The 25939-nt window shown below is 44.3% G+C and carries 25 protein-coding genes; 3 read left to right on the forward strand and 22 right to left on the reverse strand.

The window, feature by feature from the left end; translation table 11 throughout:
* Window positions 1–207 precede the first annotated feature (207 nt).
* From MKY97_RS16110 to MKY97_RS16175, 14 genes are all read right to left on the reverse strand, one after another.
* Complete coding sequence (locus MKY97_RS16110; protein WP_342551361.1) at window positions 208–1323, reverse strand: collagen-like protein; 1116 nt, start codon at window positions 1321–1323, stop codon at window positions 208–210.
* A 242-nt stretch (window positions 1324–1565) separates the two neighbouring features.
* The gene (locus tag MKY97_RS16115; protein ID WP_342551362.1) at window positions 1566–1958 is read right to left on the reverse strand and encodes a DUF2500 domain-containing protein; all 393 of its coding nucleotides are present in this window, start codon (window positions 1956–1958) and stop codon (window positions 1566–1568) included.
* Between the two features lie 168 nt (window positions 1959–2126).
* Window positions 2127–2738 carry a C39 family peptidase gene (locus MKY97_RS16120; RefSeq protein ID WP_342551363.1) on the reverse strand — a complete coding sequence of 204 codons (612 nt, stop codon included), beginning with the start codon at window positions 2736–2738 and terminating at the stop codon, window positions 2127–2129.
* A complete protein-coding gene (locus MKY97_RS16125; protein WP_342551364.1) occupies window positions 2735–3289 on the reverse strand; it encodes a GNAT family protein in 555 nt (184 codons plus the stop codon). The genes MKY97_RS16120 and MKY97_RS16125 overlap by 4 nt, the downstream gene beginning before the upstream one ends.
* A gap of 77 nt (window positions 3290–3366) precedes the next feature.
* The gene (locus MKY97_RS16130) at window positions 3367–3855 is read right to left on the reverse strand and encodes an AAA family ATPase (RefSeq protein ID WP_342551365.1); all 489 of its coding nucleotides are present in this window, start codon (window positions 3853–3855) and stop codon (window positions 3367–3369) included.
* The gene (locus MKY97_RS16135) at window positions 3852–4505 is read right to left on the reverse strand and encodes a hypothetical protein (RefSeq protein ID WP_342551366.1); all 654 of its coding nucleotides are present in this window, start codon (window positions 4503–4505) and stop codon (window positions 3852–3854) included. The genes MKY97_RS16130 and MKY97_RS16135 overlap by 4 nt, the downstream gene beginning before the upstream one ends.
* A 10-nt stretch (window positions 4506–4515) precedes the next feature.
* Complete coding sequence (locus MKY97_RS16140) at window positions 4516–4851, reverse strand: hypothetical protein (RefSeq protein ID WP_342551367.1); 336 nt, start codon at window positions 4849–4851, stop codon at window positions 4516–4518.
* A gap of 31 nt (window positions 4852–4882) precedes the next feature.
* Window positions 4883–6445: a GNAT family N-acetyltransferase gene (locus MKY97_RS16145; RefSeq protein ID WP_342551368.1), complete on the reverse strand. Its 1563-nt coding sequence runs from the start codon at window positions 6443–6445 to the stop codon at window positions 4883–4885.
* Between the two features lie 29 nt (window positions 6446–6474).
* Window positions 6475–7467, reverse strand: coding sequence for a phosphotransferase (locus MKY97_RS16150; protein ID WP_342551369.1), 993 nt, complete (start codon window positions 7465–7467; stop codon window positions 6475–6477).
* Between the two features lie 93 nt (window positions 7468–7560).
* Window positions 7561–8037 (reverse strand): GNAT family N-acetyltransferase, encoded by a 477-nt coding sequence (locus tag MKY97_RS16155; RefSeq protein ID WP_342551370.1) that lies wholly within the window; start codon window positions 8035–8037, stop codon window positions 7561–7563.
* A 30-nt stretch (window positions 8038–8067) separates the two neighbouring features.
* Entirely contained in the window at window positions 8068–8847 is a 780-nt protein-coding gene (locus tag MKY97_RS16160; RefSeq protein WP_342551371.1) for an HAD family hydrolase, read from the reverse strand.
* A 30-nt stretch (window positions 8848–8877) separates the two neighbouring features.
* Window positions 8878–9657 carry a phosphotransferase gene (locus tag MKY97_RS16165; protein ID WP_342551372.1) on the reverse strand — a complete coding sequence of 260 codons (780 nt, stop codon included), beginning with the start codon at window positions 9655–9657 and terminating at the stop codon, window positions 8878–8880.
* A 118-nt stretch (window positions 9658–9775) separates the two neighbouring features.
* Window positions 9776–10354: a histidine phosphatase family protein gene (locus tag MKY97_RS16170; RefSeq protein ID WP_342551373.1), complete on the reverse strand. Its 579-nt coding sequence runs from the start codon at window positions 10352–10354 to the stop codon at window positions 9776–9778.
* 186 nt (window positions 10355–10540) lie between these two features.
* Entirely contained in the window at window positions 10541–12211 is a 1671-nt protein-coding gene (locus MKY97_RS16175; protein WP_342551374.1) for an S-layer homology domain-containing protein, read from the reverse strand.
* Window positions 12212–12518: 307 nt separating this feature from the next.
* Here MKY97_RS16175 and MKY97_RS16180 point away from each other — a divergent pair, with 307 nt between their 5' ends.
* Together MKY97_RS16180 and MKY97_RS16185 are read left to right on the forward strand one after the other, a co-directional pair.
* On the forward strand, window positions 12519–12683 hold the full coding sequence (locus MKY97_RS16180) for a helix-turn-helix transcriptional regulator (RefSeq protein ID WP_342551375.1): 165 nt from the start codon (window positions 12519–12521) through the stop codon (window positions 12681–12683).
* A gap of 403 nt (window positions 12684–13086) precedes the next feature.
* Window positions 13087–13800, forward strand: coding sequence for a hypothetical protein (locus MKY97_RS16185; protein ID WP_342551376.1), 714 nt, complete (start codon window positions 13087–13089; stop codon window positions 13798–13800).
* Between the two features lie 382 nt (window positions 13801–14182).
* On the opposite strand, the gene MKY97_RS16190 is transcribed toward MKY97_RS16185, so the two are convergent.
* On the reverse strand, window positions 14183–14392 hold the full coding sequence (locus tag MKY97_RS16190) for a hypothetical protein (RefSeq protein ID WP_342551377.1): 210 nt from the start codon (window positions 14390–14392) through the stop codon (window positions 14183–14185).
* A gap of 194 nt (window positions 14393–14586) precedes the next feature.
* Window positions 14587–15867, reverse strand: a complete 1281-nt coding sequence (locus tag MKY97_RS16195; RefSeq protein WP_342551378.1) for a hypothetical protein — start codon at window positions 15865–15867, stop codon at window positions 14587–14589.
* 342 nt (window positions 15868–16209) lie between these two features.
* Here MKY97_RS16195 and MKY97_RS16200 point away from each other — a divergent pair, with 342 nt between their 5' ends.
* A complete protein-coding gene (locus MKY97_RS16200; RefSeq protein ID WP_342551379.1) occupies window positions 16210–17139 on the forward strand; it encodes an L-lactate dehydrogenase in 930 nt (309 codons plus the stop codon).
* A gap of 170 nt (window positions 17140–17309) precedes the next feature.
* On the opposite strand, the gene MKY97_RS16205 is transcribed toward MKY97_RS16200, so the two are convergent.
* The 6 genes from MKY97_RS16205 to MKY97_RS16230 all read right to left on the reverse strand — a co-directional run bounded on the left by MKY97_RS16205 (window position 17310) and on the right by MKY97_RS16230 (window position 25938).
* Window positions 17310–18245 carry a tyrosine-type recombinase/integrase gene (locus MKY97_RS16205; RefSeq protein WP_342556360.1) on the reverse strand — a complete coding sequence of 312 codons (936 nt, stop codon included), beginning with the start codon at window positions 18243–18245 and terminating at the stop codon, window positions 17310–17312.
* Between the two features lie 80 nt (window positions 18246–18325).
* Window positions 18326–19417, reverse strand: a complete 1092-nt coding sequence (locus MKY97_RS16210; protein WP_342551380.1) for a hypothetical protein — start codon at window positions 19415–19417, stop codon at window positions 18326–18328.
* Between the two features lie 317 nt (window positions 19418–19734).
* Window positions 19735–21144: an amino acid permease gene (locus MKY97_RS16215; RefSeq protein ID WP_342551381.1), complete on the reverse strand. Its 1410-nt coding sequence runs from the start codon at window positions 21142–21144 to the stop codon at window positions 19735–19737.
* A gap of 459 nt (window positions 21145–21603) precedes the next feature.
* Window positions 21604–23058, reverse strand: coding sequence for a glycoside hydrolase family 1 protein (locus MKY97_RS16220; RefSeq protein ID WP_342551382.1), 1455 nt, complete (start codon window positions 23056–23058; stop codon window positions 21604–21606).
* Between the two features lie 24 nt (window positions 23059–23082).
* A complete protein-coding gene (locus tag MKY97_RS16225) occupies window positions 23083–24951 on the reverse strand; it encodes a beta-glucoside-specific PTS transporter subunit IIABC (RefSeq protein ID WP_342551383.1) in 1869 nt (622 codons plus the stop codon).
* A gap of 147 nt (window positions 24952–25098) precedes the next feature.
* A complete protein-coding gene (locus MKY97_RS16230) occupies window positions 25099–25938 on the reverse strand; it encodes a PRD domain-containing protein (protein ID WP_342551384.1) in 840 nt (279 codons plus the stop codon).
* Window position 25939 lies beyond the last annotated feature (1 nt).

The raw sequence follows: 25939 nt of genomic DNA on the forward strand, positions 1-25939 counted from the left end.
TTGATATATGTCTGGTTATGACTATAGTTTATTACATTATTCATGGATTTCCATTGCCCCATACCTATATACAAACACGATCTCCCCCTTAAGAAACGCTTGTCCCGCAAACGATGGAAAAAAGCTCGCGTCATCAGGCGCAAGCTGTTCGATGTGAAGCACAGAGATTTGGAAACCTCGCTGGATTGGCAGCATGTATTCGTTTAATTATGCCAATTGGGTGATGACCAGATGCGCCGATACAGGTCTGGTTCCGCCTGCCAACGGAGTAATTGTCAATGCAGTTGCGTTACCTGCCGGATTTCGCACGGTGAGGATGGAATTAATAACGGTGGTCTGTACCAGAGCGATACCGACAATCTGAGAGGTTCCCGTTGCTCTCCCGACGACAGTAGCAGCCAAGTCTGCTCCATTGAGCGTTAGAATTAGCTGACCCGCTTCATCAATGCTTACTTGGAATAAAATCTGGTACGTACCAATCGCTGCCAAGTTGAATGAGCTGACACCTGTGCGTGCAATTGTAGTTCCACTTGTAGGGCCATCCTGTGGAAAGCTGACATCCGTACCCGGGGCAACTGTGGTCGCATTGTCAGGTGGCATCAGTGCAAAAAAGTCTGCAAAGCCCAGCACACCCCCGGTTGCTCCGGTTGCTCCAGTGGCACCGGCGACACCTGTCGCTCCAGTTGGACCTACTGCTCCTACGGCACCGGCGGCACCTGTCGCTCCAGTTGGACCTGCTGCTCCTGCAGCACCTATGGCACCTGTCGCTCCAGTTGGACCTGCTGCTCCTGCGGCACCGGCGGCACCTGTCGCTCCAGTTGGACCTGCTGCCCCTGCCGCACCTGTCGCCCCAGTTGGACCTGGGACACCTTGGGGTCCGATTGCACCAGCGGGTCCTGGATTCCCTTGCGAGCCTTGAGGCCCCACACTGCCAGCTTCTCCCGGAATCCCTTGTGCCCCTGCAGGACCAGCAGGCCCTACAGGACCTTGGGCACCAACCGCGCCGGCAGGACCAGGCTGTCCTTGCGGACCTTGTGGTCCAGGTGGGCCACCTGCAGGTCCGGTTGGGCCGGTTGCCCCCTGAGTACCACGATTCCCCTGAATACCTTGAATTCCCGGTATACCCTGAAGGCCTTGCGCCCCTGTTGGCCCAATAACAGTAGGCGTCGAAATATTCACTTCAGGCGGAGGGCATTTTACCTGCACCATTTTTCTGATAATCTTCGTTCTGCGCCCATTTTTTTTGGCTTTACATTTGACTTTACAAGGGTAGACCATTCCCCTTTTTTTCTTCCAACGTTTCTTCATTTCTGAATGACTCACCGTATGGACACCTCCCTATAGACATAGTTTAACGTACGTATAGAGATGAACAGATGCGTGGACGAACAACCATTTCAATTAAAAACCTAGCGGATTTTTAGTAAGAAACAGACTAATTGGGCAGAAGAAGCCCATATGTCGGTTTAATTCAGTCTTGACCAACAATGAAGGCGAGCCTGTGATATTTGATTATTAGCTCACAAAAAAAAGCTCACGCCACTTGGACGTAAGCTGTTCCACGTTTAACCACGCAGACGTTCGGTATACAGACGATTGGTTCGTTCAAATCCAATATACCGGGTTCCCTTGAACGATAGCCGTCCTTCATCTCCCTCTGCGCACATGCCGTACTCTTCACCATTTACTTTGAATTCCAACCGATCGCCGCTCTCCACTTCAAAGGTGACATAATACAATGATCGTGCGGCAGCCGCACTACTGGAATCTGACTGACTCACCTTTACCCGTCTGCTGGTAATTCGTGAGTGTACGGTCAGCAGAGGCTCTGCATTGTTGCGCCCCCACCTCCATACTTCTTTCCCCATTGATAACAGCACGATACCCAGAATCAGGACAAATGCCACCGGAAAGACGGTTCCAAACAAATCAAACATCCAGGATGATTCAATGCCCATGTCTCTCCCCTCCGTTCATACACTTCGGACAGCCGGAGTCTTGACCCGTCTTCTGTAATGTATATGCAGACGAACACAGAACTTGTTAACCTGCTGAAATATTTACATCGTTTATTGAAGAAGGCGAGCCTTTAACGATTCTTCATGTTGATTCTTTAAGGAGTCTCTTTACGCAGATTGACCTAGAGAATCAGGTTTAGGCTCAATAACCATATAGGAGTTTCGACTGAAAGGAAGCCATGTTTTCCACAATGACTCCAGCTCGCTTACGCTAATCTTTCGGTTGTAATGTGCTTCGTCACAATTGCGCTTGAAATCCAGGGACTCGGCCAGATAAAAATGAGTTTCATCATATCCCACGACCGGCACAAAGTGCTGAAATCTCTTATCCGGATGGACCTTGATAAATAGAATGACAGGCACACCGCGGCTGATCTGCTTTCTTAACGTATGTACATCACCGCGCAGATACGCAGCCGGGTACCCCAGCTTTTTGAAAAAAACAGTGATCGCTTTGGGATAAAAGGTGCCATCCAATAGTTTTCGCGGATACGTTCGATACAGCTGATTGCCATCTGACTCGATGCCAAAATGCCTCAATACAAACGCACTGGAAAAGGCAGCACATTCCACATTTTTTTGTACCTCGGTCCTGTTTGGAGACGTAATGAAAAATGAAGCAGGTGTATTCACGCTGTTGATGTAATCTTTCTTCGGAATGCTAAAATAGTGATAAATTAACCAGATGATGACCAGCCACAGCACAATATTAAGTATCATCTCGAAATTCCTTCCTGCCAGTCACTGGACAACAAGCTGTACGTCACAATGTTTTCATAGTGATCGTATAACCACTGAGCCTGTCTGGACGTACCTTCGCTTATAAATCCGATCTTCTCTGGTATGGCTCTGCTTTTGATGTTACTCTCTGCACATTGGATGATAATTCGATTTAACTTCAGATCGTTAAACAAATACGGAATCAATTTCTCAATGGAAGTCGTAATGATTCCTTTTCCTTGTGCGGATTCCGATAAAAAGTATCCAATGCTTGTCGCTTTATTTTTCCAATCTATGTAGTGTAAACCCAACATGCCAACCAATGTTTTATTGAACCAGACTCCCGCGTCAAAACCATTTCTCTCTTCGTAATTACGTGACCAGACTTGTATGACAGCGTCTAAATCGTCAGGAGATTGCCGGCGATCAACCCAAAGCAGCCACTCTCTTAAAACTGCTCTGTTCTTATCAATTAAGGCATATAACTCATCTCGATCTTGAGATTGAATTAATTTTAACTCAATTGAATCATTCACTTGAAAGGGTAACATCAGAGCCTCCGACCTCCATCTATACGGTTCACTTTTTTTTACTTTTTCCCAAAGATTATAAGTTTCCCACATACAGCTCACTTCCAGTTCTGTCTAACCCACCGCTCGATTTGTTTTGCCGCCTCTTCGGAAGACAGATCCGTTGTATCGATTGTCGGCATGGCCGGATTAAAGGCGGTACCCGCATGCTGCAGCAGCCAGTTCGCAAAGTTACGGTGGTCCTCAATCGCATCTTCGTTCCAGCCTCTTGCTTGTAACCGGGCCTCGCGTACGTGATCATCACAGTGCAGGTTCACGTAGTGAACCTGATCGAATTGATCAATATATTTGGAGGATGCAATATTTTCAGGTACCATTGTGCCGCATAAAATAGTACCTCTCCCGCTTAATGATATGCTGTAAGCAACGCGCAGCCAGTTCTCCTTGGCAATCTGCCAATCTACGTTATCGATGATATCCATATCAAAGACGTCAAATTCAGGCAAAAGCTTGCGAACATGCGATGACACCGTTGTTTTTCCAGTACCGCTTGCACCTGTAATTACAAATAAAGGTCGTTTACTCATTTTAATTTTCCTCCTGTTGTTCTTGCTTTATAGAAAAGCCATGTTTTGAACAATGGCTCTCCGTCGTTATGCGCTGCAACTTTGTTGTGGTAATAAAAATCCTCTTGGCTGACCCTTAACTTGGCGATAGGAACGACAGGATCATGACAGATCCATTCATCGAACGATATTAGCCTTGGTCTTGGTGTACTAAACAACTCTCTGGGCAGGAGATAGACCATTCCTTCTGTCCACGGATCGTTGGATATCGTAGATTGATTAAGGGAATAGAAATGATATTTTTGTCTGCGTCCCAGAATGCATCCGTTACGAAAGCTGCCCTTCAGTCTGCTGCGGTTGAGAATAGCGTAGAACATCGCCCAGTGTGGATCGGAAGAAGCAAAAACAGCATTGGTCCATCGGCCGTTAAATAAGGTCTGTTCTCGTGGTTCAAAGGTATGTATAGCGGTGTGATTTGACCCGTGAAATACATAAAGTCCTTGTAAAGATAAATAAGTTAAAAATCGAAACTTAGCATAAGGCAAGTTATATTCAATCAGGCCGTCTTCCGTTGTTTTTAAAGCTAATTTCTCATAAGCCTCCATCTCAGTAGTGGAAAAATTGATCGCTGGAGAGGGAAATAACAATATCCGATAAAGCCAACCGAACATTTCAACCACCCTACCTTTGCTGTACTATAGATCGTTTCCATTCTTCAGCTCTTAGGCCATACATCACCCTATGTAGAAATCTTACATTCAAAAACTCATAATCTCTCAGCTCACCTCGGAACCAAATCCCTAACCAATAGCCTTCCTCTCTCGCGTAACGCAGACGAGTGCGTTCAATGAAACCTTTTGAATCCTCTTCCGTTAATGTCATGCTGGGAATTCGGAGCCAGGCTCCGAGATGCTCCCTATTGCGATCAATAAGTTGAAATAAAGCTGCCGCATCATTGGAAGTTAACAGCGATATGTATGCCGAATTCGTGTCATCTAATGCATGTTTAAACATCATTCACTCTCCCCTCTTCCGTCGGTTTGCATTGTTAGAACGGACTGTATTCCCCTTGAAAATGAAATCGGTAATCGTCGCTGATTCGAATATACCCGAGAATACAACGTTCTCTGGATCGATTAATGATCCCCGAGTAGTTTTGATTATCGACATTTCCTTCAGCGACGAGCAAATAATCATCTTCGCAGGACAAAACAATGCCAATGTGATCATGTGAGTCATCAGACAGAAGCTTTTCATATATAACCAAATCACCACGACCTGGCTTAAAGCCGCCTTCTCGATCATTATGGAAAAATCCCGTCTCAGATGATCTGGACCAGTCCAGCCAAGCCCCTACTCCAGCTAGTCGATAGGTATGATTCGGATAACGAATGGGCAGTTTAATCCCCACCTGCATACAGCAATGATACACAAATGCTGCGCACCAATTCGCTTTAAGAACGGCGTATATATCTGTATCCGGCCAATACTTGCAAATTTCCCGAAAGCGTTCATCCTCTGGAATGCCGATAATCTCTTGTTTAGCCAGCTTTTCTGCATAATCAGCAAGAAGTGTCCGTCTTCCCTCCGAATCATCCTGCAAATCTTCATTGTCAGCTTCTGAATCCGCAGCATAATCCTCATGTGTCATGCCAAGCTCCTGCATTACATGATGTAATCTGTCTTTCTCTGTTCGGTTTACGAGCGCTTCCCCAGGAGAGGAAACTTTTTGTATCAGAACAGCATCTTTTAGAATCTCTTCATACGGTCCATGAATCTGCTCATACTGCTCTTGATAAAAAATAGATTGCAGTATGATACATAGCTCTTCCTGACTGAATAACTGCAGCTCCCGAAGCAGCTGCCTTGCGGAATCTGCACTGTTAGGTCCAGAAAAGTCTTTCATTCCCGTTCTATAGAGGTAACATCCGTGAAGCAAACCCGTGATCGCAGCCAACTCCCGATCCTTACCTCTCCGAGCAGCAAGCAAAGAAGCGAAGTTGGAGACGCCTGCAAGCTGCAACCATACGTCCTCTTGACCTAAAAAGCCTTCATTAGACATGTCGCGAACTGCACGATGAACCTTATCTATTCTATTATTTTTAGTCTGTATGATACCTTCTGTATCCAGCCTCATATGGATAAACCCTATCGCTCCTTGGTTTGTTCCACTAACAAATTCCTGCTGTCTCCTGAACCCTGCCTGCTCATATACTCGGATTGCACGTTGATTAAATGTCGCGACCACGAGTTGAAACTTCGAAGTACCACATTGTTTTTCAAGGAACTTCAGACTTTGTATCAAAAAAGGCAGCCCAAATCTTTTGCCTGTCAGGGATGGTTTTAACCCAAGTCCAATATCCAGGTATTCTTTATCATCGTAGATGCCAGCATCTAATCCGCCAGGGACGCATGCTGCCCCGCCATAACACAGGTACCCAACCGTACCTCTCTCATCATCTACAGCCGAAAAATAATCTCCACTCGTTAATTCAAAAATCTCTTCATCTGAATTTGAAAAGCTGTACAGCGTGTACGGCTCTTCGTACTGCCAGCCTGTGATGTCTCTCGCGTCCTCTAACGTAAGCGGCTTGAAGATGAGCTGCAGCATTTCCACTCTCCCTCCCCTCTCTATCAATCTCAGTACAGCTCATCTACAATCGGGATACCTTTCTCCAGCCTTTCACGGCTTTCGCTCAAATAGGTTACCGTCCAGTCATCCAAATGTTCTAAATCAAAGCTGCGATACATCCCGACATACACGATGAATTCTCTTAATCTGAGAAACAAATGAAGCTGCCGCAAAGATTCTTCATGCACCTTGCTATAGCGTTCATAACCTTTGAGAAAATGCTTTAGAAATCTGCGCGCCTGCATGTTACGCTCTTGGATGGAATCATCGAGCACTACATAGACCATGTAAAAAATCTGAATAGCGATATCTTCTATGTACCAGCTGTACTGACATTCATCAAAATCAAATAGAGTTAAACACTTCTCATCTATCAGGAAGTTACCTACATTAATATCACCGTGAATTAGGCCGTAGGCAGTACCCTTTTTCAAAGTATGAATCTGTCTTATAAGTCTCTCAGCACTCTCAAACACGTTGACTTGATCAGCCGGAATGAACTTTTTCATAGTTGATAGATACGAATTCTTCGTCCAATCATGGCGTGTGTATGCCTCACTACTGGGTTCAAAGCTTCGAGAGAGCTGATGCAGCTGACCTGTGATCTCACCGCATTTCTCCGCAAGCGTATCATTGTTCATGCACTCGGGGTAAAATATCTTCTGACCGGGAGCTTTCTCGAAAGATACAGCTGTAAAATAGAAATCTTTCATATGCAGTACCTCGGCCAAGCTGTTCTGTACAGAGGGTACAGGCTTACTCACAGATAAACCGTGATTATGCAAATACTGCACCCACTCTACTTCTCCGCATACGGAGTCGATGGTTCGATGCGAACTATGGGTTAATCGGAGAATATACGGCCTGTCCTTTTTCATATATTCATAGACGAAATTCTGAAAACCACCGATGGAAGTAACATCTCCCAAGTTAAGTCCAAATTTAGCCGCGGCTTCGTCCAGAATGCGGTCATTCATCAGATTTTTTATTTTGAGTTCCATACATGCACCACCCTTATATAATTACATTCATTCGTAATCTATTCAGACAATGAGGAATTCAGTTAAGGAACATGTCTTAGTAAAGTCATTAGACTACAGCAGCTGTTTTTTCAGATCAACTCGTATGTACGTTTTCTTATAGCTTGAACCATCTTCATTGTAGTAGACCGCCTCTTTCGTATACGGTTCTGTGATGGCCTGATAGCCGTGAGAAGTGATAAGTTTAATCATTTTGGGATTTTCGACAGGATCAACGCTTACAAATATTTCGTTAAACCCCAGTCCTATGGCACACTTCTCTCTATACTTTATCATTGCCGATCCAGCACCTTGACCGCGAAACTCCTCCTTAACGTACAAATCACTTAATTTGGGGACCTGCATACCATGCAGTTTAAGCAAACCAAACCCCAGAATAACGTGATCTATATCCTCTGCTGCTGCAGCCACTAATATAACTTTGTTATTCTCCTGCTGATTCAAATATGAGCGAAATAACTTCTCATTGTTCCTGACAGAACAAAGCCCTGGTAGGTCCTGCAGCACAGCTTGTCTTATGATGTAGTTCATGGCGCTGAACCTCCCCTTTTCGTTTAAGCATTAACGACACAGCCTCTCCAAAATGATAGCGACTCCATCATGTTCGTTCGTATCTGTGATCTCTTTGGCTCTGCATTTGAGCGCTTCAATGGCATTTCCCATCGCGACTGGCCAGCCGCACCGATCAAACAAACCGATATCGTTGACATCATCCCCAAACACCATGACATCCTGCAGCGAAGCTCCCATGGCGTCACATATTAGCGAAACAGCCTCTTCTTTGGAAGCGTTTAGCGCCGAGACCTGCGTAAGTTCTCCTGCGTCTGTGACCAAAATATTTAATTTTGCTTCAAACCTTTTTTGAAAAGCAGCCCTGCCCAGATTTCCTGTAAACAGAATTTTGGATGCCTCCTGCTGCTTAAGTTCCGTCAACGATCTGACGATCGGCTGCCCTTTTACATTCATCATCGTCCCTGCATCATAAGGCTTCAAACTCATCCATTCGTCTCTCACTTCTAAACTGATGTCCAGATCCGGATTGCAAGCCAGACAATAATCCAGAACTTCAGCAGTCAGCGCAGGTGTAATCGCCTTATGAATGTTATTACCAGTATGTATACAGTCGATATATGCGCCATTGTAATAAACAAATGACCCCAGTTTAAGCAGGGGCTTCGGTAAAAAAACCTTCACTGCCCTCGGCGGACGCGCCGTTGCAAATATAAATTTCAGACCACGGCTGGCACAATTCAAAATGGCTTTGATGCTGCGCTCAGATACTTCTTTGTTGGCTTTCAAAAGTGTTCCATCCAAATCTACAACGACTATCGGAAATTTCATAAATTCATTCCTGCCCTACCTCTATACATTTTAAAAAAAGTTATATATCCCGTCTTCGAAGTAACGATATTCTTCGTCTGTCAATCGTAACCTACCATAGGCATCATAGAAGATCTCTTTGTCCCACTGATCCTCAAATGCATTCGCTTTAGGCCGCGTGGCTAAAGCGACGTCATATCGGGGATCACCGCAGGAAGCTCCGGCCCAGTCGATAATTCCAATTACTTCACCATCACGGACGATCACGTTATCCATAGTAAAATCCCCGTGAATTAAGGTCGGCTGGACCGAACTAGGTCTATTCTTTCTCAAAGAGGACAGCAGTTCCTCAGTTCCATCCACGGAGTAATGAGCCAGATTATTCGCTGCTTTGATGAGCATGCTGTCAAGCCAATCTTGGTCAGATTGCCGCCATTCCATGGGGCACGGATATTCATGCAGCTGTTTAAGGCTGTGTCCGAAGCTGGCAATGGCTCTCTCCCTGTTCATGCGGTCTGGATCACTGGCAAGATACTGCCTCAATGAGATTCCTTCCAGATGATCCATCAACAGCCATCTGGATTGCTGATCCGCGTAAAATGAATGCGTTTTCGGAACAGGCAGGCCTGTGCCTTCTAGAACCTGAAGTGCTCTGTACTCATCCGATAGCCATTCATTGTAGAGTTCATGCTCCGTTTTTTTAATCACATATTTCCGATCGAATGTATCCAGAACAGCCACAGTAGACGTATGTCCCTGTCGCGGTAAAATGACATGCCTCACATTACCGATCTGCCCCAATATTTCGGACGGAATATCTTCGATCTGCATAGTTTGACACCCTTCCGTATGTACTTATATCTTCTTTAGCAAGAACCTATGAAATCATAAACTTTACAATCTTAAACTCTATTTGCTGCCTGCTTGAATCGAAACTTGCCCGCAGCTCTTACAATGCTGATAAATGTTTCGTACAGTTATATAAGGAGCAATCCCACCGAGGCTGCCCACTGTGCAGAAGGGTTACCGACGTGTTAGACAGATTTTCTGTGATATCTATATGAGAAAGAAGTCTTCTCAACGTGAAGCTGAGAAATGCCCCGTGACTCACCACTAATATGTTCTGATTCGAATGGCGGTCAGCCAGATCAGCCAGACACTGTCTGCCTCTATTTACAATGGATTGCTGTGACTCGATACCAAGATCCAACTTCGACCAGCCGTATCCCCACCGATCGACACGTTCCTGCTCTGTTGTACCTTCAATCTGTCCACAGTCCATTTCTCGCAATCGCTCATCCACTCGAATTTCGATTGAATTAGCTTCACCAATAATTGCTGCCGTTTCCAGCGCTCTTGACAGGTCACTTGAATAAATGACATGCCACTGCTCAGAACCGATCCGGTTTGAGAGCAGCTGCGCCTGTCTTCGTCCTTCTGCATTGAGCGGGATATCTGTGTGTCCTTGTGCCCTGTATTGATCATTCCAGTCGGTTACGCCATGCCGGATAATTCCTAACTTAGCCATATGGTTTCCTTCTTTCTAGTCACCGCTCATACGTTCCTTCATCTTCCATTTAAAACGAAGCTATCACATATATTATCCTTTCGTCAATAAATGTCTACCTACTTGGTTAAACCTACAATACTTTTAGTACAAGATACAAGAAACACCGCCTTATTCAAGGCGGTGTGTATACTGTGTTTTGACTATTTACAGCAGTTCCAGCATCGTTTTAATTTTAGAGTTAAGCTTGAGTGTGTTCAGAATCAGCTGCAGCGCTTCTGCCCTCGAAGCTGTTCCATGCAGATTTAAATCTCCCTGCTTATCGCGATTCATTAATCCTGCTTCCGCGGCCATTTGGAAGGCATCCGATTGGACTTTATTAGAGTTTTGATTGACTTCTTGAAAGTCAACAATTCTTGATAAAATCACGATCATTTGTTCCCGAGTTATTGATTTGTTAGGCAGGAATGTCCCACTGTTGTTTCCAGATATAATTCCGGCTCTCGAAAATTGTAAGATAGCCTCTTCAGCCCAATGTCCTTTTACATCTTTTAGAGTAACTTTGTTTGTTCCTTCAACCTCAAAAATGCGAGAAAGAATTGCCACAAACTCCCCACGTGACATATTTTGATCCGGCCGAATCGAACTGTCTTCGTAACCTTTAATGATGTTCAGTTTCGTGAAGACATCTATCGTTTGTTCAGCCCAATGATTTTTTGTATCTTTCGGAGCTGATACCATACTTTTGTTTTTTTGAGCCTCTTTGATTTTGGATTCCAGAGTCAGCGTAATATCAATACCTGGTTTAAATACCGTCTTTTTAAAGAATTTGTCTGCAGCCTCTTCTGGCGTCGGTGCTGGTGCTGGCGTTGGTGCTGGTGCTGGTGCTGGCGTCGGTGTTGGTGCCGGTGTCAGCGTCGGTGCTGGTATCGGTGACGGCTCTGGTGTCGGCGTCGGTGCTGGTGTCGGTGACGGCCCTGGTGTCGGTGACGGCCCTGGTGTCGGCGTCGGTGCTGGCGTAGGGTCAGGCATTGGTGCAGGTTTCGGCACACTGCCATCAGTTACGACATGGATATATGCTTTAGTTGTAGTGCTTGGTTCAAACAAAGCATCCCCGCTATATTCAGCAGTAAGAGGATGATCTCCAATAATTAAACTGCTGGTCTCATAGTTCACTAATGTGTAACCGTTAGAAATACCATGCGGATTTACTGTGAGATTTGCTAATTCTTTATTATCATCTTTCAGGATAAGTGTACCGTGTAAATCTCCAGTTGTTCTAGGATCAGATTCAATTCTCACTTGTATCCGTACCATCTCACCTTGTTTTGACGAATTGGGTGAACTTGTTACAGTAGTTACGGTTGTTCTAGGCATCACCTCAAAACTGACTGATGCTGTCGATGTCTGAAGCCCATCACTAATTGTATATTTAAATGAAGCAGTTCCCGAAAAACTTTTATCAGGTACAAAATCAAACATTTGACCATATTGCTTTACTTCTCCGCCTACTGCATCACTAAACCCAATAACGCTGAGTTCATTGCTGCCCTCGCTGGGAATAGCAGTATCATTTTTTAAAAGATCGGAAAATAATATCTGAACATAATTTTTACCCTTAATCGTAGGTGGAAGGATATCGTCGTTTGCAATCAGTGAAGCATTCGTTTGCTCCCCCTCACTAGGCGGAGTCGATGTGTCTTCAGGGGTATCCGAGGGCATGTTTGTTGAATCGTCTTCAGTAGACGTTACTGAAACTTGAGTGTCTTGATCAGGCTGCGGCGTTGCAAAAGCCATTCCACCTGAACTTGACAGCATCAAGGTCAGCACCATAATGGATGATGCCAGTTTTTTGGTTAGTTCTTTCATGGTGTACATAATTAGTTCCCTCCGATATAAATTACAGCGAATGCTCGCTTTAGTTATATCGACAACATATGACATTTCTTTTAGATTTTATTTTTGTGTTTTTAAAATGATTTTTTTATTTTAATAACTGGAGTTCATATTTGGTGGTCGTGTCTCTCATATTTATTCACATTAAGTATCACCTGAAATTGAGATATAAGATTTCGCACAACGTCACACCCCTTTTTTTATATCTTCATAAATTACTTACACATTCTGTGTTGATTTATTATTTTTAAAGCGTACTATGTTATTATTGTGAGTAGGTGATAAATTAATGGCCACTTTTGGGCAAAAGTTACGTATAATTCGCACAGAAAACAATTTAACGCAAAAAGACCTTGCGAAAATGTTCAAGGTCAGTGAAAGTGCAATAAGTATATATGAAAGAGAGCCTTCTTTAAATTTACAAATGAAGCAGCAAAATTTCTCAATTGAGTAGAACTATCTGGTGATGCTAACTAAGAGGAGCAGAGTGATGCGGTACGAACCGGATCGTTGCCAACTCAAGAAACTCTACAAACAAATAGGCATAACTCAACGAATGGTTCACATAATCACTGGAATTCCTGAAAGTCAGCTGAGTGATTATGCGAACAATCGATCCAGAGAAGAACTTCAAGATTTCTTGAAGTAGATCTAATACCTTTCTGCTACTTTAATTATAGATTAATCCCAAACAGTAACAACCCATATGATATCTCCTGATATCATCAACATTATCTTGTAATTTGCAACTCCATCACTACGTATAACTTTTTTACGCTGTGATGTTCATATATATACATAAAAGTTCAAGCAAATTCTCCAGCCGATGGAGCTTAGAAAAGAGAAGAGAAAAGAAAATGAAAAAAGTAGTTTTGTTCACAATGATTTTTGCACTTGTAGCAGTTTTGTCAGGCTGCGGAGATTCCAAAGATAATGCTTCCCCAGCTGGTCAAACAGATACTAAGCAGCAAGAAATTGAAGCTGAGAACCAAAAGTTAAAAGAAGAAGCTGAGGCTTTGAAGAAAGAACTTGCTGAAAAAGAAGCTGCCGAAGAGAAAGAGCCTGAAGTTCAAACAACCGCAGCAAGTGCCCCGGAACAAAAAACTGCTGTTACTGCAGAATTGATGAGCACGGTCGTTCCTAATCTTGTTGAAGGTGGTTCTGTAGATCAAAAAACATACGATTATCTTGTGAAACACGCGGATCTATTCCCAGCCATCACAGCAGAAACAAAAAAAGCAGCAGCTAAAGAAGTTGATAGCAAAATTACATCAAGACATCTTTTTAAAAACATTGCACCATATACCGATAAGATGGTCAAAGTAACGGGTAGTGTTGTACAAGTACAAGAGGAAGAAACGGATTTTGGTACGGTTGCGTCTATACATATTTTGGACGAGAACGGTAACTCATTAATAGGTTACTACAACAATTCAACTGGTGATATTCTTGATCGTGATACTGTAACTATGCGCGGTGTTCCTACAGCTGTCTATTCCTTTAACAATATAAGTGGTGGGACTACCAATGCTATCATGTTGGCTGTTTCTACAGTTCAAAAAGTTCAATAATAAAACAAACAACAGTTAAGCCCTTCGGGGCTTTTCTTCCACAATAAAAAGCGAACGTATGTGCTGATTGCAACAGTGGCCTCAGTCCCCATATTTTCAGACATACTTACATTAGTATGCTTGCTGAAGCAGGTGTTGACTTAAAAACCTTATGCAAAGATTAGGTCACGGAGATGAGAAAATAACTCTCGGAATATACATTCATGTTACTCCAAGAATGCAGAAGAATTGCTGACCAAAAATTTAAAAAGCACTTTGCTGAAGTATTGAATATGAGGGTACCGCAGGATGTGTGAATTTTTATGTGATTTTTTGCAAAAAGAAAACCCCCTTTCGGGGGTAATTGGTTGATATAACAGCCTTTTTAGCTCGAATTTGTCTACTAAGCATACATCATGTCCATGAATCCTCGGGTTACATCTGCGCCTTCTGCCTGTTCCGGCTCTTCTGTCTCCGCATGTGCAGCCATGCAGGCTCTTACGGCTTCCTCGGTTGTGCAGCGATTGGCATCATCACATGTGTAGCATAAGTGGAGCATATATCTGGTTAATTCTTCCGCCTGCGTGAATTGAGTTTGACCGTTGGTTCTCATTTCCATCACTCCTTTTCTTCTTGAGTTAAATATAACATCATCTGCATGATTTATTTGTGATTAATTTCACAATGTATTGAAAAAATAAAATAAAAATAAAGGGAAAATCTTCTCAGAGATCTTCCCTTTACCTTTCATACTAGACATGAGCATGGATGTATAATATATTCAATAAGCTCATAGCAGACATCAGACTAGAGCACTTTCCACTGTTGTCCCCCATCTACCGTTTGAAGCAGCAGCGATCGTTTGGCATCTGTATTCTCCACCAAGATCCATCCGAGCTTCGGCGATATCATCTGCATTTTCACAATTTCAGGATAGTCTTTGAAAATCTTCTGCAGAACACTGCTCGCAGCATAAGATTTCCACGTTTTTCCTGTATCCTTCGTATAATACATGACACCCTTCTGCATTGCCCAGCCCTCTGTCGGACTCAAAAATACAGGTGCCAGATTGCGGTTTATGCCTGATTGTTTGTCCAAACCAAACGTGTACTGCTTCCAGCTTGCCCCGCCATCTGCAGTAAAGAAACCGCTGAATGTCGTACTCTCTCCGCGAGCACAAGACATGGACATCCAGGCGGACTTGGCTTCACGTCCAAAAAATTGAGGAGCACTAATACTGAAGTTACCGCATGCACTGAACTTATCTCGGTCGAAAAAGGTGGAATTAATCCGCCACTGCTCGCCGCCATCGGATGTTACATACAGCTTGGGTGTACCAAATTCGATGGCACTCAGAAAGCCATGTTTCGAATCCGCGAAGGTCATGCCGGTGGTATAGCCTCTTCTTGAGATTTCTCCCGTTGTCGTTTTATTCTTCTCATCGCTGGAAGTCATTCGCTCCCAGGTCATTCCCCCATCTTGTGTACGATATAGATTCTTATCCTGTTTGCCGATTCCGGTATCCAGCGTTGTCAGCACCCAGCCCTTCTCAGGAGAAGCAAAGGATATGCCTGTCACTTTATCTGTTTTGGACAGGGACGACAGACTCCAGCTTACGCCACCGTTATTGGTACGAAGCACAATGGTATCTGTGCCCCCCATTCCTTCTCGCACAATCCAGCCATGCATACGATCTACAAAATAAATGCTTTCGCCATACTTCGGATTAGCCGGGAACTGCACATTCTCTGACGGCGAGATATTAATCCACGTTTTTCCTTGATCCTGAGTATAATACAGTCGAAGTGCGTTACGTGTAACTCCCCAGGCCAATCCGCCGTTATCATTAATCAGCTGAAAATCGGTTAAACGAGTCTGAATTTGATATTTGGCCATCTCCGTCGATTCAGCATTATTGTTAGTCGGGGGTACAACGGTGAGTGTCTGACCAATGTTCCCACCATCCTCCTGTTGGTCCGGAGGTTCTGCACCCGGCGGCTGTTCCGTTTTGCTGCAAGCTGCCAGCAAAATGATGATACCTATAGACAGCAGTGCTGTCTGCGCGATTTTTTTCCATTGCGAACGCAAGTGGGTTCCACCTTTCTCAACCACCCGAAAGGCTCGCATGCCTCTAAGATGGAGCTGTATTTACGATTCTTCAGAATCCACTGCTCCTATTCTAACACAAACCCTGACCTAAAGGTTCATACCTGCTCGATCCCTGTAGATTAATGAGTTATATTGTTGAATATTTTCCTTGATATACGTATGTATGACATTTTTTATCCTGCATCTGTTTTTTCATCTTTTTATGAGGCTTTTTTCGTAAATTGGCACATGCTGTGAAAAAAGTTATAGACAAAACTCGCTTTATACGCCCGAATCCCTTAATATGGATCATAGTATACCCTAAAAGGAGTGGATAAGATTATGACAACCATTGCAGCATTGAAGCCCAGCCGTGTCGTTATTATCGGTATGGGTGCAGTAGGAACAACAACGGGATACACGCTTATGCTTAGACAGCGTTCGTCCGAGTTGGTCTTTGTGGATGTGAATCATGATAAAGCAACCGGCGAAATGCTGGATATGAACCACGGCCTGCCATTTACCGGAGGTGTAAAGGTATGGGCTGGTGACTATTCAGACTGCAAGGATGCCGATATTATTATTATTACGGCAGGTGCTTCACAAAAGCCAGGCGAGACCCGAATTGATCTGCTGAAGAAAAATGCAAGCATTTTCAAAGATATTATTGATCGGATCACGGAAGTGAACTCTCACGGTATTTTGTTGATTGCTACGAATCCTGTCGATATCTTATCCTATACTTCATGGAAACAAAGCGGCTGGCCGGCTTCCCGGGTCATTGGCTCCGGTACTTTGCTTGACAGTGCACGATTCCGCTATCTCATTGGTAAAAATAAAGGCATCGATCCACGCAGCATTCACGCGCACATCATTGGTGAGCATGGGGATTCCGAGGTGCCTGTCTGGAGTCTAGCGAACGTTGCAGGCACGGACCTTGAACTGGACGAAGAAACCCAACAGGAGATCTTTAACAGCACCAAAAATGCGGCGTACGAAATTATTAATGCCAAAGGTGCTACTTCCTATGCAATCGCTCTGGCATTAGACCGTATTGTGGCTGCCATCCTGGGTAATGAAGGCTCCGTTCTGAACGTGTCAACACTGCTCGAAGACTACAACGGAGTGTCTGATGTATATCTGGGCGTACCTTGTGTTGTAGATCGCCATGGTGTACGTGAAATTCTGCCACTGCCATTGAATGAAACCGAAAAATTGGCTTTTCAGGCATCGGCGAGCAAATTAAAAGAACAGATTGCTGGACTGGAATAATAGATCTCCTTTACATTCAGAAAGACCATTCAAGACTCTGCATAGAGTTTTGAATGGTCTTTTGCCGTACGGATAAGCCGTTCGATTCTGTTATAGTTTACATAATAATAATGACGGAAACCCCGAAAAAAACAATCACTATACCGTTAGGTACGATTTCCTGCTCTTGGTTAATTCACCATTTTACTGACGGGAAGTTTTACATCCAGCAAAGCCATCGCCTCTTCTTTCTCACGGCTGGTAACATGCGTGTATACCGTTGTCGTTTGAATGGAGGCATGTCCGAGCAGCTCCTGCACGGTGCGCAGATCCGCCCCGCGCCGCAGCATCATCGTGGCAAACGAGTGGCGCAGCTTATGACTCGAATAGCTTTGGCGCTGATGAGCCGGCGCTTCCTGCTGGAAGCGTTCGAACGTTTCCGTTGAGATGAGCTGAATGCTGCGAATGGATAGACGCTTTCCTTTTTGCGATACAAACAGGGCTTCCTCTTTCTCTCCTCGCCATGGATTCAGACGCTCTTGAAGAGCCCGAGAAAGTACTTCTGCGACGGTTTCGGGTACAGGGATTGAACGCCATTTCCGCCCTTTGCCGAACACATCGAGCGTGCGCCGCTCGGGGTTGTAGTCTTTGCAGTTGAGTGCATGAACTTCTCCAACCCTGAGTCCCATATAACCCATAAGCAAAAACACCGCCAGATTACGCGTGCGGTACTTGCCCTCGACCGATTGAAGAAAGCGGGCCAAGCCGCCCTCATCCAGGAAGACGGGGGCACGGTTTTTCTCCGTTTTGGACTTTTTGATGCCAGATGCCGGATTATTCGTTAATACTTCCAGTTCAATGAGGGACTTGTAGAAGCAGTTGACTGCCGCATGTTTACGATTCCGGGTAGCGTCACTTACGCCGCGTTCCCTTGCGCGAGAAAGATAAGCCAGCACATGCAGCTTTTTCACCTGCTCCAAAGATTTCCCCTGGATCGATATGAGGAATTCCAACACATCTCCTGTATAGGATTTGACGGTATGTCCCGTGTATCCGGCATCTTTCATCCAGATATGAAAAGCCTCCAGTTCATCAGCGTACTGCTCTCGAATCTCTTCGTGGATCATCTGCACTTGTCACCTCCGTCGATTTCTCCAATACGGCTCTTGTCCAGCCCAATCTTCGTCTCTATTTCCATTCATAGAACTTAACTTAGTGGAAAATCAACCTCTTCCACAATCACGACATCGGCCATCAGTAAAATCGTCTCCGGTTTGCCTGTACTGCGTGTGAGCACAAAGGACGGAATCGGATTTTCATGCAGCTCATTAACCGATTCAGCAATTTGAACATACAAATCCAGATGCAGCGTCTCCCCTTCGCCCGGAATATCAATAACAGGCCAGTCTTTCTGTATACAATCTGCCCAAACTGCCAGTTCGTTCGCCGGAACGATGCTTAACTGCTGTACCTTCGGATCAATGTAATATATCGCTTGCCGCTCAGGTCCGTCCCCGAGCTTGTCCAAAGCGAGCATATCCGCTGCCTGCTCGGTTGGCGGAGAGTAGAGGGAATAACACCACGGTGTCAGCCCCCATACGACCATCATAAGTCCTTCTTCCATCAATACATCCAGTTTACCCTCTGTGAAATATTCGATTAAATTATGATTACCCGGCCCAAACAGCTGCTCTACTCGTGCAGCCATCCGATGCAGGTCTGCCAGGATGAATCCTCGTCTGCCGTAAGAGTCAAACACATGATGATTTCGGGTCCATGCTGCAGTAGATGGCGCATCAAACAGCGGAGCCGCTGCCGGGAACAAAGTGATGTGTACTGTATTCACTTGCGCGTACTTTACCATAGCGAGCTGCTCCGGTTCTAACGGCCCTTCAGCAATTCGTGGCGTTCTCCGGTGCAGCGCTATACGTAACTCATACTCTCCTGCTTCATAAGGTGCAAGGTCCAGTTCAACAGGGTGACTTATCCCTCGATTTGAAGCAATAGAAATGCGGCTGTCTTTGGCAAGGTGAACGGAATATTGTAAGTAAGACAATTCCTGTCCATATAAAATAACTGCATCCTCTCGCTGCACAGGCATTTGCAAGTACTGTGCAAGTACAGATACTTTGCGGCCGTCCTCAAGATGCCGCTGCGGATCCATGTCCAGCTGTAAGTCCTCTTCACGATCCCCATGTGATATGATTAGCTTCGCCTCTGTGAGAACGGTTGAATCTGCAAGTGCAAATCCAAAATGGGATAGTTTTTCATTGAAATGGTTATGTAATGGTTCATTCATAAGTAAACCCCTCTCTTCGGTTCTGATGTCATATCACACCACCCCAATATATTTCATATTCCGTTCTGCCGCAACCCCAGCCCGGTAGACCAGCTGCCTTTTCTCCCTGATTTTTCAGTATATATCCTCTAACTCTTACCCTTTAAATTAAAGGCCTAACCCGTTCAAGTTCGTTCAATAATCCCCACTGCTGGTTTGGATCACTTCTTATTACATACACTAGTTCCCCTACCGATCACCGATTTAATACAGTAAAAAAAATCCCTGTCCATTTCGCACAGCGAATGGAAACAGGGACGAATCACGCTCGTTTCGTATTATTTACGTCTTAGCGGGTTCAGATGACTATGGTGACGACCATAGACAAAATAGATCATTAATCCGATGATCAGCCAGCCGAAAAATGTAATCCACGTCAGCGCCGCGAGGCGAGTCATCAGATATACGCAGCCGAGGGCGCTCAGAATCGGAATCAAGGGAACCAGCGGAACGCGGAATCCCCGTTTGAGGTCAGGGTTATTTTTACGCAAAACGATAATTCCGAGACTAACTACCGCAAATGCAAATAACGTTCCGATATTCGTAAGTTCTGCCAGGTGCCCCAGTGAGATAAAACCGGAAAACAAAGCAATGATAATACCGGCAGTCCAGCTTCCAACGGCTGGGGTCTGACTTTTCCCGCTTACCTTGGAGAAAACCGGAGACAACAGCCCATCTCGAGACATGGAGTAGAGCAGACGGGTCTGTCCATACATCATCACCAGCAATACCGTTGTAATGCCTGTGATCGCCCCGAGAGACACAATCCAGGACAATCCGTTTAATTGAACAAATTCAAAAGCAAAAGCAACCGGGTCACTGACGTTCAACATATGGAAAGGCACAATTCCCGTGAGAATCAGAGATACCACGATATATAGAACAGTACACACGGCAAGGGATGCGATAATGCCAATGGGCAGATCCCGCTGCGGACGCTTCACCTCTTCGGCTGCGGTTGATACGGCATCAAATCCGATATAAGCAAAAAATACCGTCGCCGCCCCCGCTGTTACACCCGAGAAACCAAAGGGCAGAAAAGGATGCCAGTTGGCTGGCTGAACATAAAACACACCTACGCCAATGAAGATAAAGACCACGACAATTTTGATCGCTACCATTATACCGTTCGCTCGCGCGGCTTCTTTCACTCCTCGAGTGAGCAGAAACGTAATGATCAAGGTGATCACAGCGGCCGTAATGTCAAAATACGTACCTTTATCCGGATTGAACGCACTCGACAGTGCATGAGGCAGCTCCAGTCCGAATCCGGATAATAATGTCTGGAAATATCCCGACCAGCCGCTCGCGACGGCTGCACTGGCAAAACCATACTCCAGAATCAGGTCCCAACCCAGAATCCATGCGATAACTTCACCAAATGCGGTGTAACTGTACGTATAAGCACTCCCTGATGCCGGAATTGTCGAAGCAAATTCAGCGTAACACAAGGCCGCAAATGCACAGATGATACCGGCCAGTAAAAAGGATAACACAAGCCCGGGTCCCGCATACTTGGCAGCCGCTACACCTGTCAGCACAAAAATGCCTGTCCCAATAATCGCTCCGACTCCGAGCGTAGTTAGATCGAAAGCTCCAAGCGCTCTCTTCAATGCCCCGCCCTCATTCGTTTCACTGACAATCGGTTTCTTGCGGAATAATAATTTCAAGTTTTCATTGCTGCGCATGGGCATGTTCCTTTCATGATTAACCTCGAATGTGCTGCGCGTAATAAAGACGAAGGGTCATTTCATCTGTTCTACGAAAAACTCATTTGTTCTATCTTATCGATCATCTATAAAAACCTATCGAATTCTACACGTTATCGCGGTGAAAGAATAAATTTATTTTTGCGGCTCATTTATTTTGTTCTTTTTTCGCGAAATTTATCATGATCTGTTGCCCGCGCTTCTTATTGAAAATCGATTTAAACGAAAACTGCGTATAATTTATATTATGCGCAGTTTTTATAAGGCTTAGCAGATAGCAAATAACACGATAAATAGTTGTTAGATGAATTTAGTCAAATGACGTTTTTTTTCGTCTTTTTCTGCTGTCATTTTAACTCTTAATGGGTCTAATCGTTAAGAACATCAAAAAAAGCCGCTAAAATTTAGCGGCTTCCATGAATCGATGAAATTTTAGTCTCAGTCCAAATCAGACCCATTTGTTTCGATTACTTTTTTATACCAGTAGAAACTGTTCTTTTTACTTCTTTTCAGCGTGCCTTTGCCCTCGTTATCCTTATCTACGTAAATGAATCCGTAACGCTTGGCCATTTCACCTGTAGAGGCACTAACAATATCGATGCACCCCCAGGCTGTATAAACGATCAGGTTAACACCGTCACGGACAGCTTCTCTCATTTGTTCAATGTGAGCACGCAAAAACTCAATTCGGTACGTATCGTTAATGGTGCCATCCTCTTCAACGACATCTACTGCACCCAGACCGTTCTCTACAACCATCATCGGAATGCGATACCGATCATAGACGTGGTTCAACACATACCGAAGTCCAACCGGATCGATCTGCCAGCCCCAGTCTGTCGCTTTCAGATATGGATTTTTGTATCCACCAAAAACGTTACCTTGCGTCTCATCCCCCTCTGGTCGTGTACCTACCACATGAGATTTGTAGTAGCTGAAGCTATAGAAATCCACACAACCTTGTTTAAGAACTTCTTCATCGTCTTCAGCCATTTGAATGTGAATATGTTTCTCTGCAAAATATCTCTTGGCAAAGTCAGGATATTCTCCTCTAACTTGTACATCACTGCTCATCATATTGTTGATTTGATCCATTCTTAGCGCTTGCAACATGTCTTCCGGTTTACATGTACTTCCGTACCCATGACTGTAATTGATCATACAACCGAGTTTGAAGTCTGGATTGATCTCATGCGCAAGCTTGACAGCTTTGGCACTCGCCACGAATTGATGGTGCAGCGCTTGAAATCTCATCTGGGTACTGTCGACTGATGTATTGTTAAATACACCGCCATTTTTATCAACCAGAAGTCCTCCTGCCAAGTAGGCACCTGCGGGAACAATCAGGCTATTAATCTCGTTAAAGGTGATCCAATACTTCACCACATCTTTGTAACGATTAAAGATTGCGTCGCAATACTTTACGTAACAATCGATCATTTCCCTGGAAGCCCAAGCGTTGAATTTCTCGGTTAAAGCAAACGGTGCTTCATAATGGGAAATCGTAACGATCGGTTCGATATTATACTTTTTCAATTCATTGAACACATTGTCGTAAAATTGAAGCCCTGCTTCATTCGGCGCTGTATCGTCTCCGTTAGGGAAAATTCTGGACCATGCGATGGACATTCTATAGCAGCGGAACCCCATCTCTGCGAACAACCGAATATCTTCCTTATAATGATGATAAAAATCTACGGCTTCATGAGAAGGGTAATGAACCCCCTCTTCGGTAGTTATCGTTATCCGACGGGGAACCGTATGGGTTCCGCCCGTCATCATATCGGCTGTACTCGCTTTTTTTCCGTCAAGGTTCCAGGCACCTTCATATTGATTCGCCGCTGTTGCACCGCCCCACATGAAAGATTCAGGGAAAGCATTTTTGTTATTCATGAATCATTCCTCCTTAAATCACCTTTAAATAATTTTGATCAATTTTTCACCAATCGTAATCGATGTCTTGTCCGTGTTGATCACATCTACAAAATTATGGGAGTTCGTAACGATAATTGGTGTAGTCAGATCGTAACCTTTAGCCGCTATGGCATCCATGTCAAACTCAATAAGCAAATCTCCAGCTTTTACAGTATCCCCTTCTTGAACGTGGACCTTGAAATGTTCGCCTTTCAACTTCACCGTATTCATTCCGATGTGAATGAGAAGCTCCGCACCATCATTTGAACTAATACCGATGGCATGGGACGTAGGGAAAACCGCAGATACCACACCATCTGCTGGTGCTGCGAGTTTTCCAACCGTAGGTTCAATAGCGATTCCTTTTCCCATAGCGCCAGTTGCAAAAGCTTCGTCTCTAATCGTGGATAACTCCAAAACTTTACCAGTCAACGGAGCAGTGAGAACATGTTCAGAAACTCCGGTTGCTGGTACACGATTGCTCGCAGCAGATGATTTTTCTTGTGCTGCTTGATTCTTTCCATCCTCAGGTACATCTTCAAATCCTAAGATAAGAGTCATGATGAATGTAACTACAAATGCAATGACGCAGCCAATTGCGGCATGAATCAAATTCCATGGATGATCCGTGATAAATGCCGGCAGCGTAGCTATACCTGCAATACCAAGAGCCGATCGAGCTACACCGAACAATCCGACATATATACCCGCTACCGCGCCACCAACGATTACAGCGATCAGCGGTCTTTTCAAGCGTAGATTTACACCAAACAAAGCGGGCTCGGTAATTCCAAGCAATGCAGTTATGCTCGTGGAATATGCAACTTGTTTAAATGCTTTATTTTTAGTTCTCATAGCAACTGCAAGCGCAGCGGCACCCTGAGAAATATTGTGCACAAGCATACCTGGACCAACGATGCTATCGGTTTTCGTCTGAGCATAGGCAGTAAGTACAACGGGTCCCAAACTATAATGCATACCTGTCATGATCAGGAAAGGGAACGCCCCACCGATAATACCAGATACTAACCATCCTGCATGTGTATTGACAAAAGAAACGGCTGTCGCAAGGTAGTTACCCGCGATAGCACCGATTGGCCCTAGGACAATCAGCGTAAGTGGAGCCATAATAAGGATGACAATCAACGGTTTGAGAATGGATTTGATAACCGATGGAGAATACTTCTCGGCAAAGCGTTCAACATACGACAAGACCCATACCGCTAAAATAATCGGAATAACCGACGAAGTGTACGTCGCCGGAGTGACAGGCAGTCCCAAAAAAGCAACTGGCTTACCTGCAGTCATCAACGCTCCTAAGGAAGGATGCAGCAGAACACCAGCAATCGTTAATGCAAAGCCCACGTTAGCTTTAAGCTTAACAGCCGCACTCCAGGCAAGCAGCATCGGCAAGAAGTAATAAGCCGCATCACCGATAAAGGTCATAATCATATTGAATTGCCCATCCAGATCAACGAGATCAAATGTTTTCAAAATAAGAAGAACGGCTTTGATCATCGCACAACCAATCATGGCTGGCAGGATCGGTGTAAAGATTCCGGAGATCGTGTCCAGAAGCGTAGTCAGTTTTCCTTTTTTCACAGTAGGAGCATCATTGTTCGTTGCAAAGTTCCCCAGCTTCGTCAAAGCTTTATACACATTGTTTACCTCGTTACCAATAATGACCTGATACTGCCCGCCACTGCTGGCAACACCCACAACACCTTGTACATTTTTTAATGCTTCATTGTTCGCAACTTTTTCATCTTTCAGATTGAATCTCAATCTTGTAGCACAGTGTGTTACACTATCTACGTTTTTTTCTCCGCCGACCAGTTTTAAAATCTCGGCGGCTGTGCTTTCATGTTTCATGTACTGCTCCCCCTCAAACTTTTTTAGGTATAAAAAAAGACCTAGAATTCTATCGAATATAGATATGCTCTATACACGATGGAACTCTAGGTCTTGCCTGCCTCACCAGTAACAATCCTAGTATATTCATTATAGTGGACTGATGGATCAATCCTTCTCTTCATCAATGACCCTTTTGATATGAACCGTTAAATATACCAATTCATCTTCTGTTAATTCTTTTCCATAATCGACCCGAATCAGCTGTGCAATTCGGAGACTGCATTGATATTCATTTGTATACTTTTCTTTAATGATATGGAGAAAATCACTGTCACCGCTTTTCAAAACCGTATGATTAAACAAGCGATAGGCGAAAAATTTCAAATGAGTAACAAGTCTGGAATAATGGAGTGAACTTTCATTAAAATGTATATTAAACTGATACCGAATAATATTCAAAACTTTATGAATGAACTGTGTAATCTTCATGGTTTCTTCCATTTCAGATCCCAGTTCTGCATTGACAATATGAAGCGCAATGAACCCCGCCTCATCTTCAGGCAGTGTAATGTTAAATTCCTCATTAATCATATCCCGGGCTTTCATAGCCACGCGAAATTCATTGGAATAAAACGCTTTAATCTCTGACAATAAAGCATTATTGAAATTCATACCTTGCTTATAACGTGCCACTGCAAAATTAATATGGTCCGTTAACGTTAGATATATATTTTCATTAAGTTCCTTGTTTAAGGACTGCTTGGCGTACTGAATGATACTATCGGATACACGAATATACTCCATCGGGATTTGTGCCAGCAGGGCATATAATTTGCCTGTAACATTTTTGGATTTCAGAAAAAATTCTTTTTCAATCTTGACTGTGTCCACATCGTCTCCCTTTTTCTTCTGAAAACCAATACCGCTGCCTAAAAGCATCATCTCCTGGCGCCGTTCATTGACTGCACAGACGACATTATTGTTAATAATTCGTGTGATCTTCATC

The organism is Paenibacillus sp. FSL R7-0652 (assembly GCF_038595045.1).
Lineage (GTDB): Bacteria > Bacillota > Bacilli > Paenibacillales > Paenibacillaceae > Paenibacillus.

What these genes read in the sequence shown, in the direction of transcription:
- MKY97_RS16115 (WP_342551362.1), bottom strand. Translation starts at nt 1,958, where the DNA reads ATGGGCATTGAATCATCCTGGATGTTTGATTTGTTTGGAACCGTCTTT.
- MKY97_RS16120 (WP_342551363.1), bottom strand. Translation starts at nt 2,738, where the DNA reads ATGATACTTAATATTGTGCTGTGGCTGGTCATCATCTGGTTAATTTAT.
- MKY97_RS16125 (WP_342551364.1), bottom strand. Translation starts at nt 3,289, where the DNA reads ATGTTACCCTTTCAAGTGAATGATTCAATTGAGTTAAAATTAATTCAA.
- MKY97_RS16130 (WP_342551365.1), bottom strand. Translation starts at nt 3,855, where the DNA reads ATGAGTAAACGACCTTTATTTGTAATTACAGGTGCAAGCGGTACTGGA.
- MKY97_RS16135 (WP_342551366.1), bottom strand. Translation starts at nt 4,505, where the DNA reads ATGTTCGGTTGGCTTTATCGGATATTGTTATTTCCCTCTCCAGCGATC.
- MKY97_RS16140 (WP_342551367.1), bottom strand. Translation starts at nt 4,851, where the DNA reads ATGATGTTTAAACATGCATTAGATGACACGAATTCGGCATACATATCG.
- MKY97_RS16145 (WP_342551368.1), bottom strand. Translation starts at nt 6,445, where the DNA reads ATGCTGCAGCTCATCTTCAAGCCGCTTACGTTAGAGGACGCGAGAGAC.
- MKY97_RS16150 (WP_342551369.1), bottom strand. Translation starts at nt 7,467, where the DNA reads ATGGAACTCAAAATAAAAAATCTGATGAATGACCGCATTCTGGACGAA.
- MKY97_RS16155 (WP_342551370.1), bottom strand. Translation starts at nt 8,037, where the DNA reads ATGAACTACATCATAAGACAAGCTGTGCTGCAGGACCTACCAGGGCTT.
- MKY97_RS16160 (WP_342551371.1), bottom strand. Translation starts at nt 8,847, where the DNA reads ATGAAATTTCCGATAGTCGTTGTAGATTTGGATGGAACACTTTTGAAA.
- MKY97_RS16165 (WP_342551372.1), bottom strand. Translation starts at nt 9,657, where the DNA reads ATGCAGATCGAAGATATTCCGTCCGAAATATTGGGGCAGATCGGTAAT.
- MKY97_RS16170 (WP_342551373.1), bottom strand. Translation starts at nt 10,354, where the DNA reads ATGGCTAAGTTAGGAATTATCCGGCATGGCGTAACCGACTGGAATGAT.
- MKY97_RS16175 (WP_342551374.1), bottom strand. Translation starts at nt 12,211, where the DNA reads ATGTACACCATGAAAGAACTAACCAAAAAACTGGCATCATCCATTATG.
- MKY97_RS16180 (WP_342551375.1), top strand. Translation starts at nt 12,519, where the DNA reads ATGGCCACTTTTGGGCAAAAGTTACGTATAATTCGCACAGAAAACAAT.
- MKY97_RS16185 (WP_342551376.1), top strand. Translation starts at nt 13,087, where the DNA reads ATGAAAAAAGTAGTTTTGTTCACAATGATTTTTGCACTTGTAGCAGTT.
- MKY97_RS16190 (WP_342551377.1), bottom strand. Translation starts at nt 14,392, where the DNA reads ATGAGAACCAACGGTCAAACTCAATTCACGCAGGCGGAAGAATTAACC.
- MKY97_RS16200 (WP_342551379.1), top strand. Translation starts at nt 16,210, where the DNA reads ATGACAACCATTGCAGCATTGAAGCCCAGCCGTGTCGTTATTATCGGT.
- MKY97_RS16205 (WP_342556360.1), bottom strand. Translation starts at nt 18,245, where the DNA reads ATGATCCACGAAGAGATTCGAGAGCAGTACGCTGATGAACTGGAGGCT.
- MKY97_RS16210 (WP_342551380.1), bottom strand. Translation starts at nt 19,417, where the DNA reads ATGAATGAACCATTACATAACCATTTCAATGAAAAACTATCCCATTTT.
- MKY97_RS16215 (WP_342551381.1), bottom strand. Translation starts at nt 21,144, where the DNA reads ATGCGCAGCAATGAAAACTTGAAATTATTATTCCGCAAGAAACCGATT.
- MKY97_RS16220 (WP_342551382.1), bottom strand. Translation starts at nt 23,058, where the DNA reads ATGAATAACAAAAATGCTTTCCCTGAATCTTTCATGTGGGGCGGTGCA.
- MKY97_RS16225 (WP_342551383.1), bottom strand. Translation starts at nt 24,951, where the DNA reads ATGAAACATGAAAGCACAGCCGCCGAGATTTTAAAACTGGTCGGCGGA.
- MKY97_RS16230 (WP_342551384.1), bottom strand. Translation starts at nt 25,938, where the DNA reads ATGAAGATCACACGAATTATTAACAATAATGTCGTCTGTGCAGTCAAT.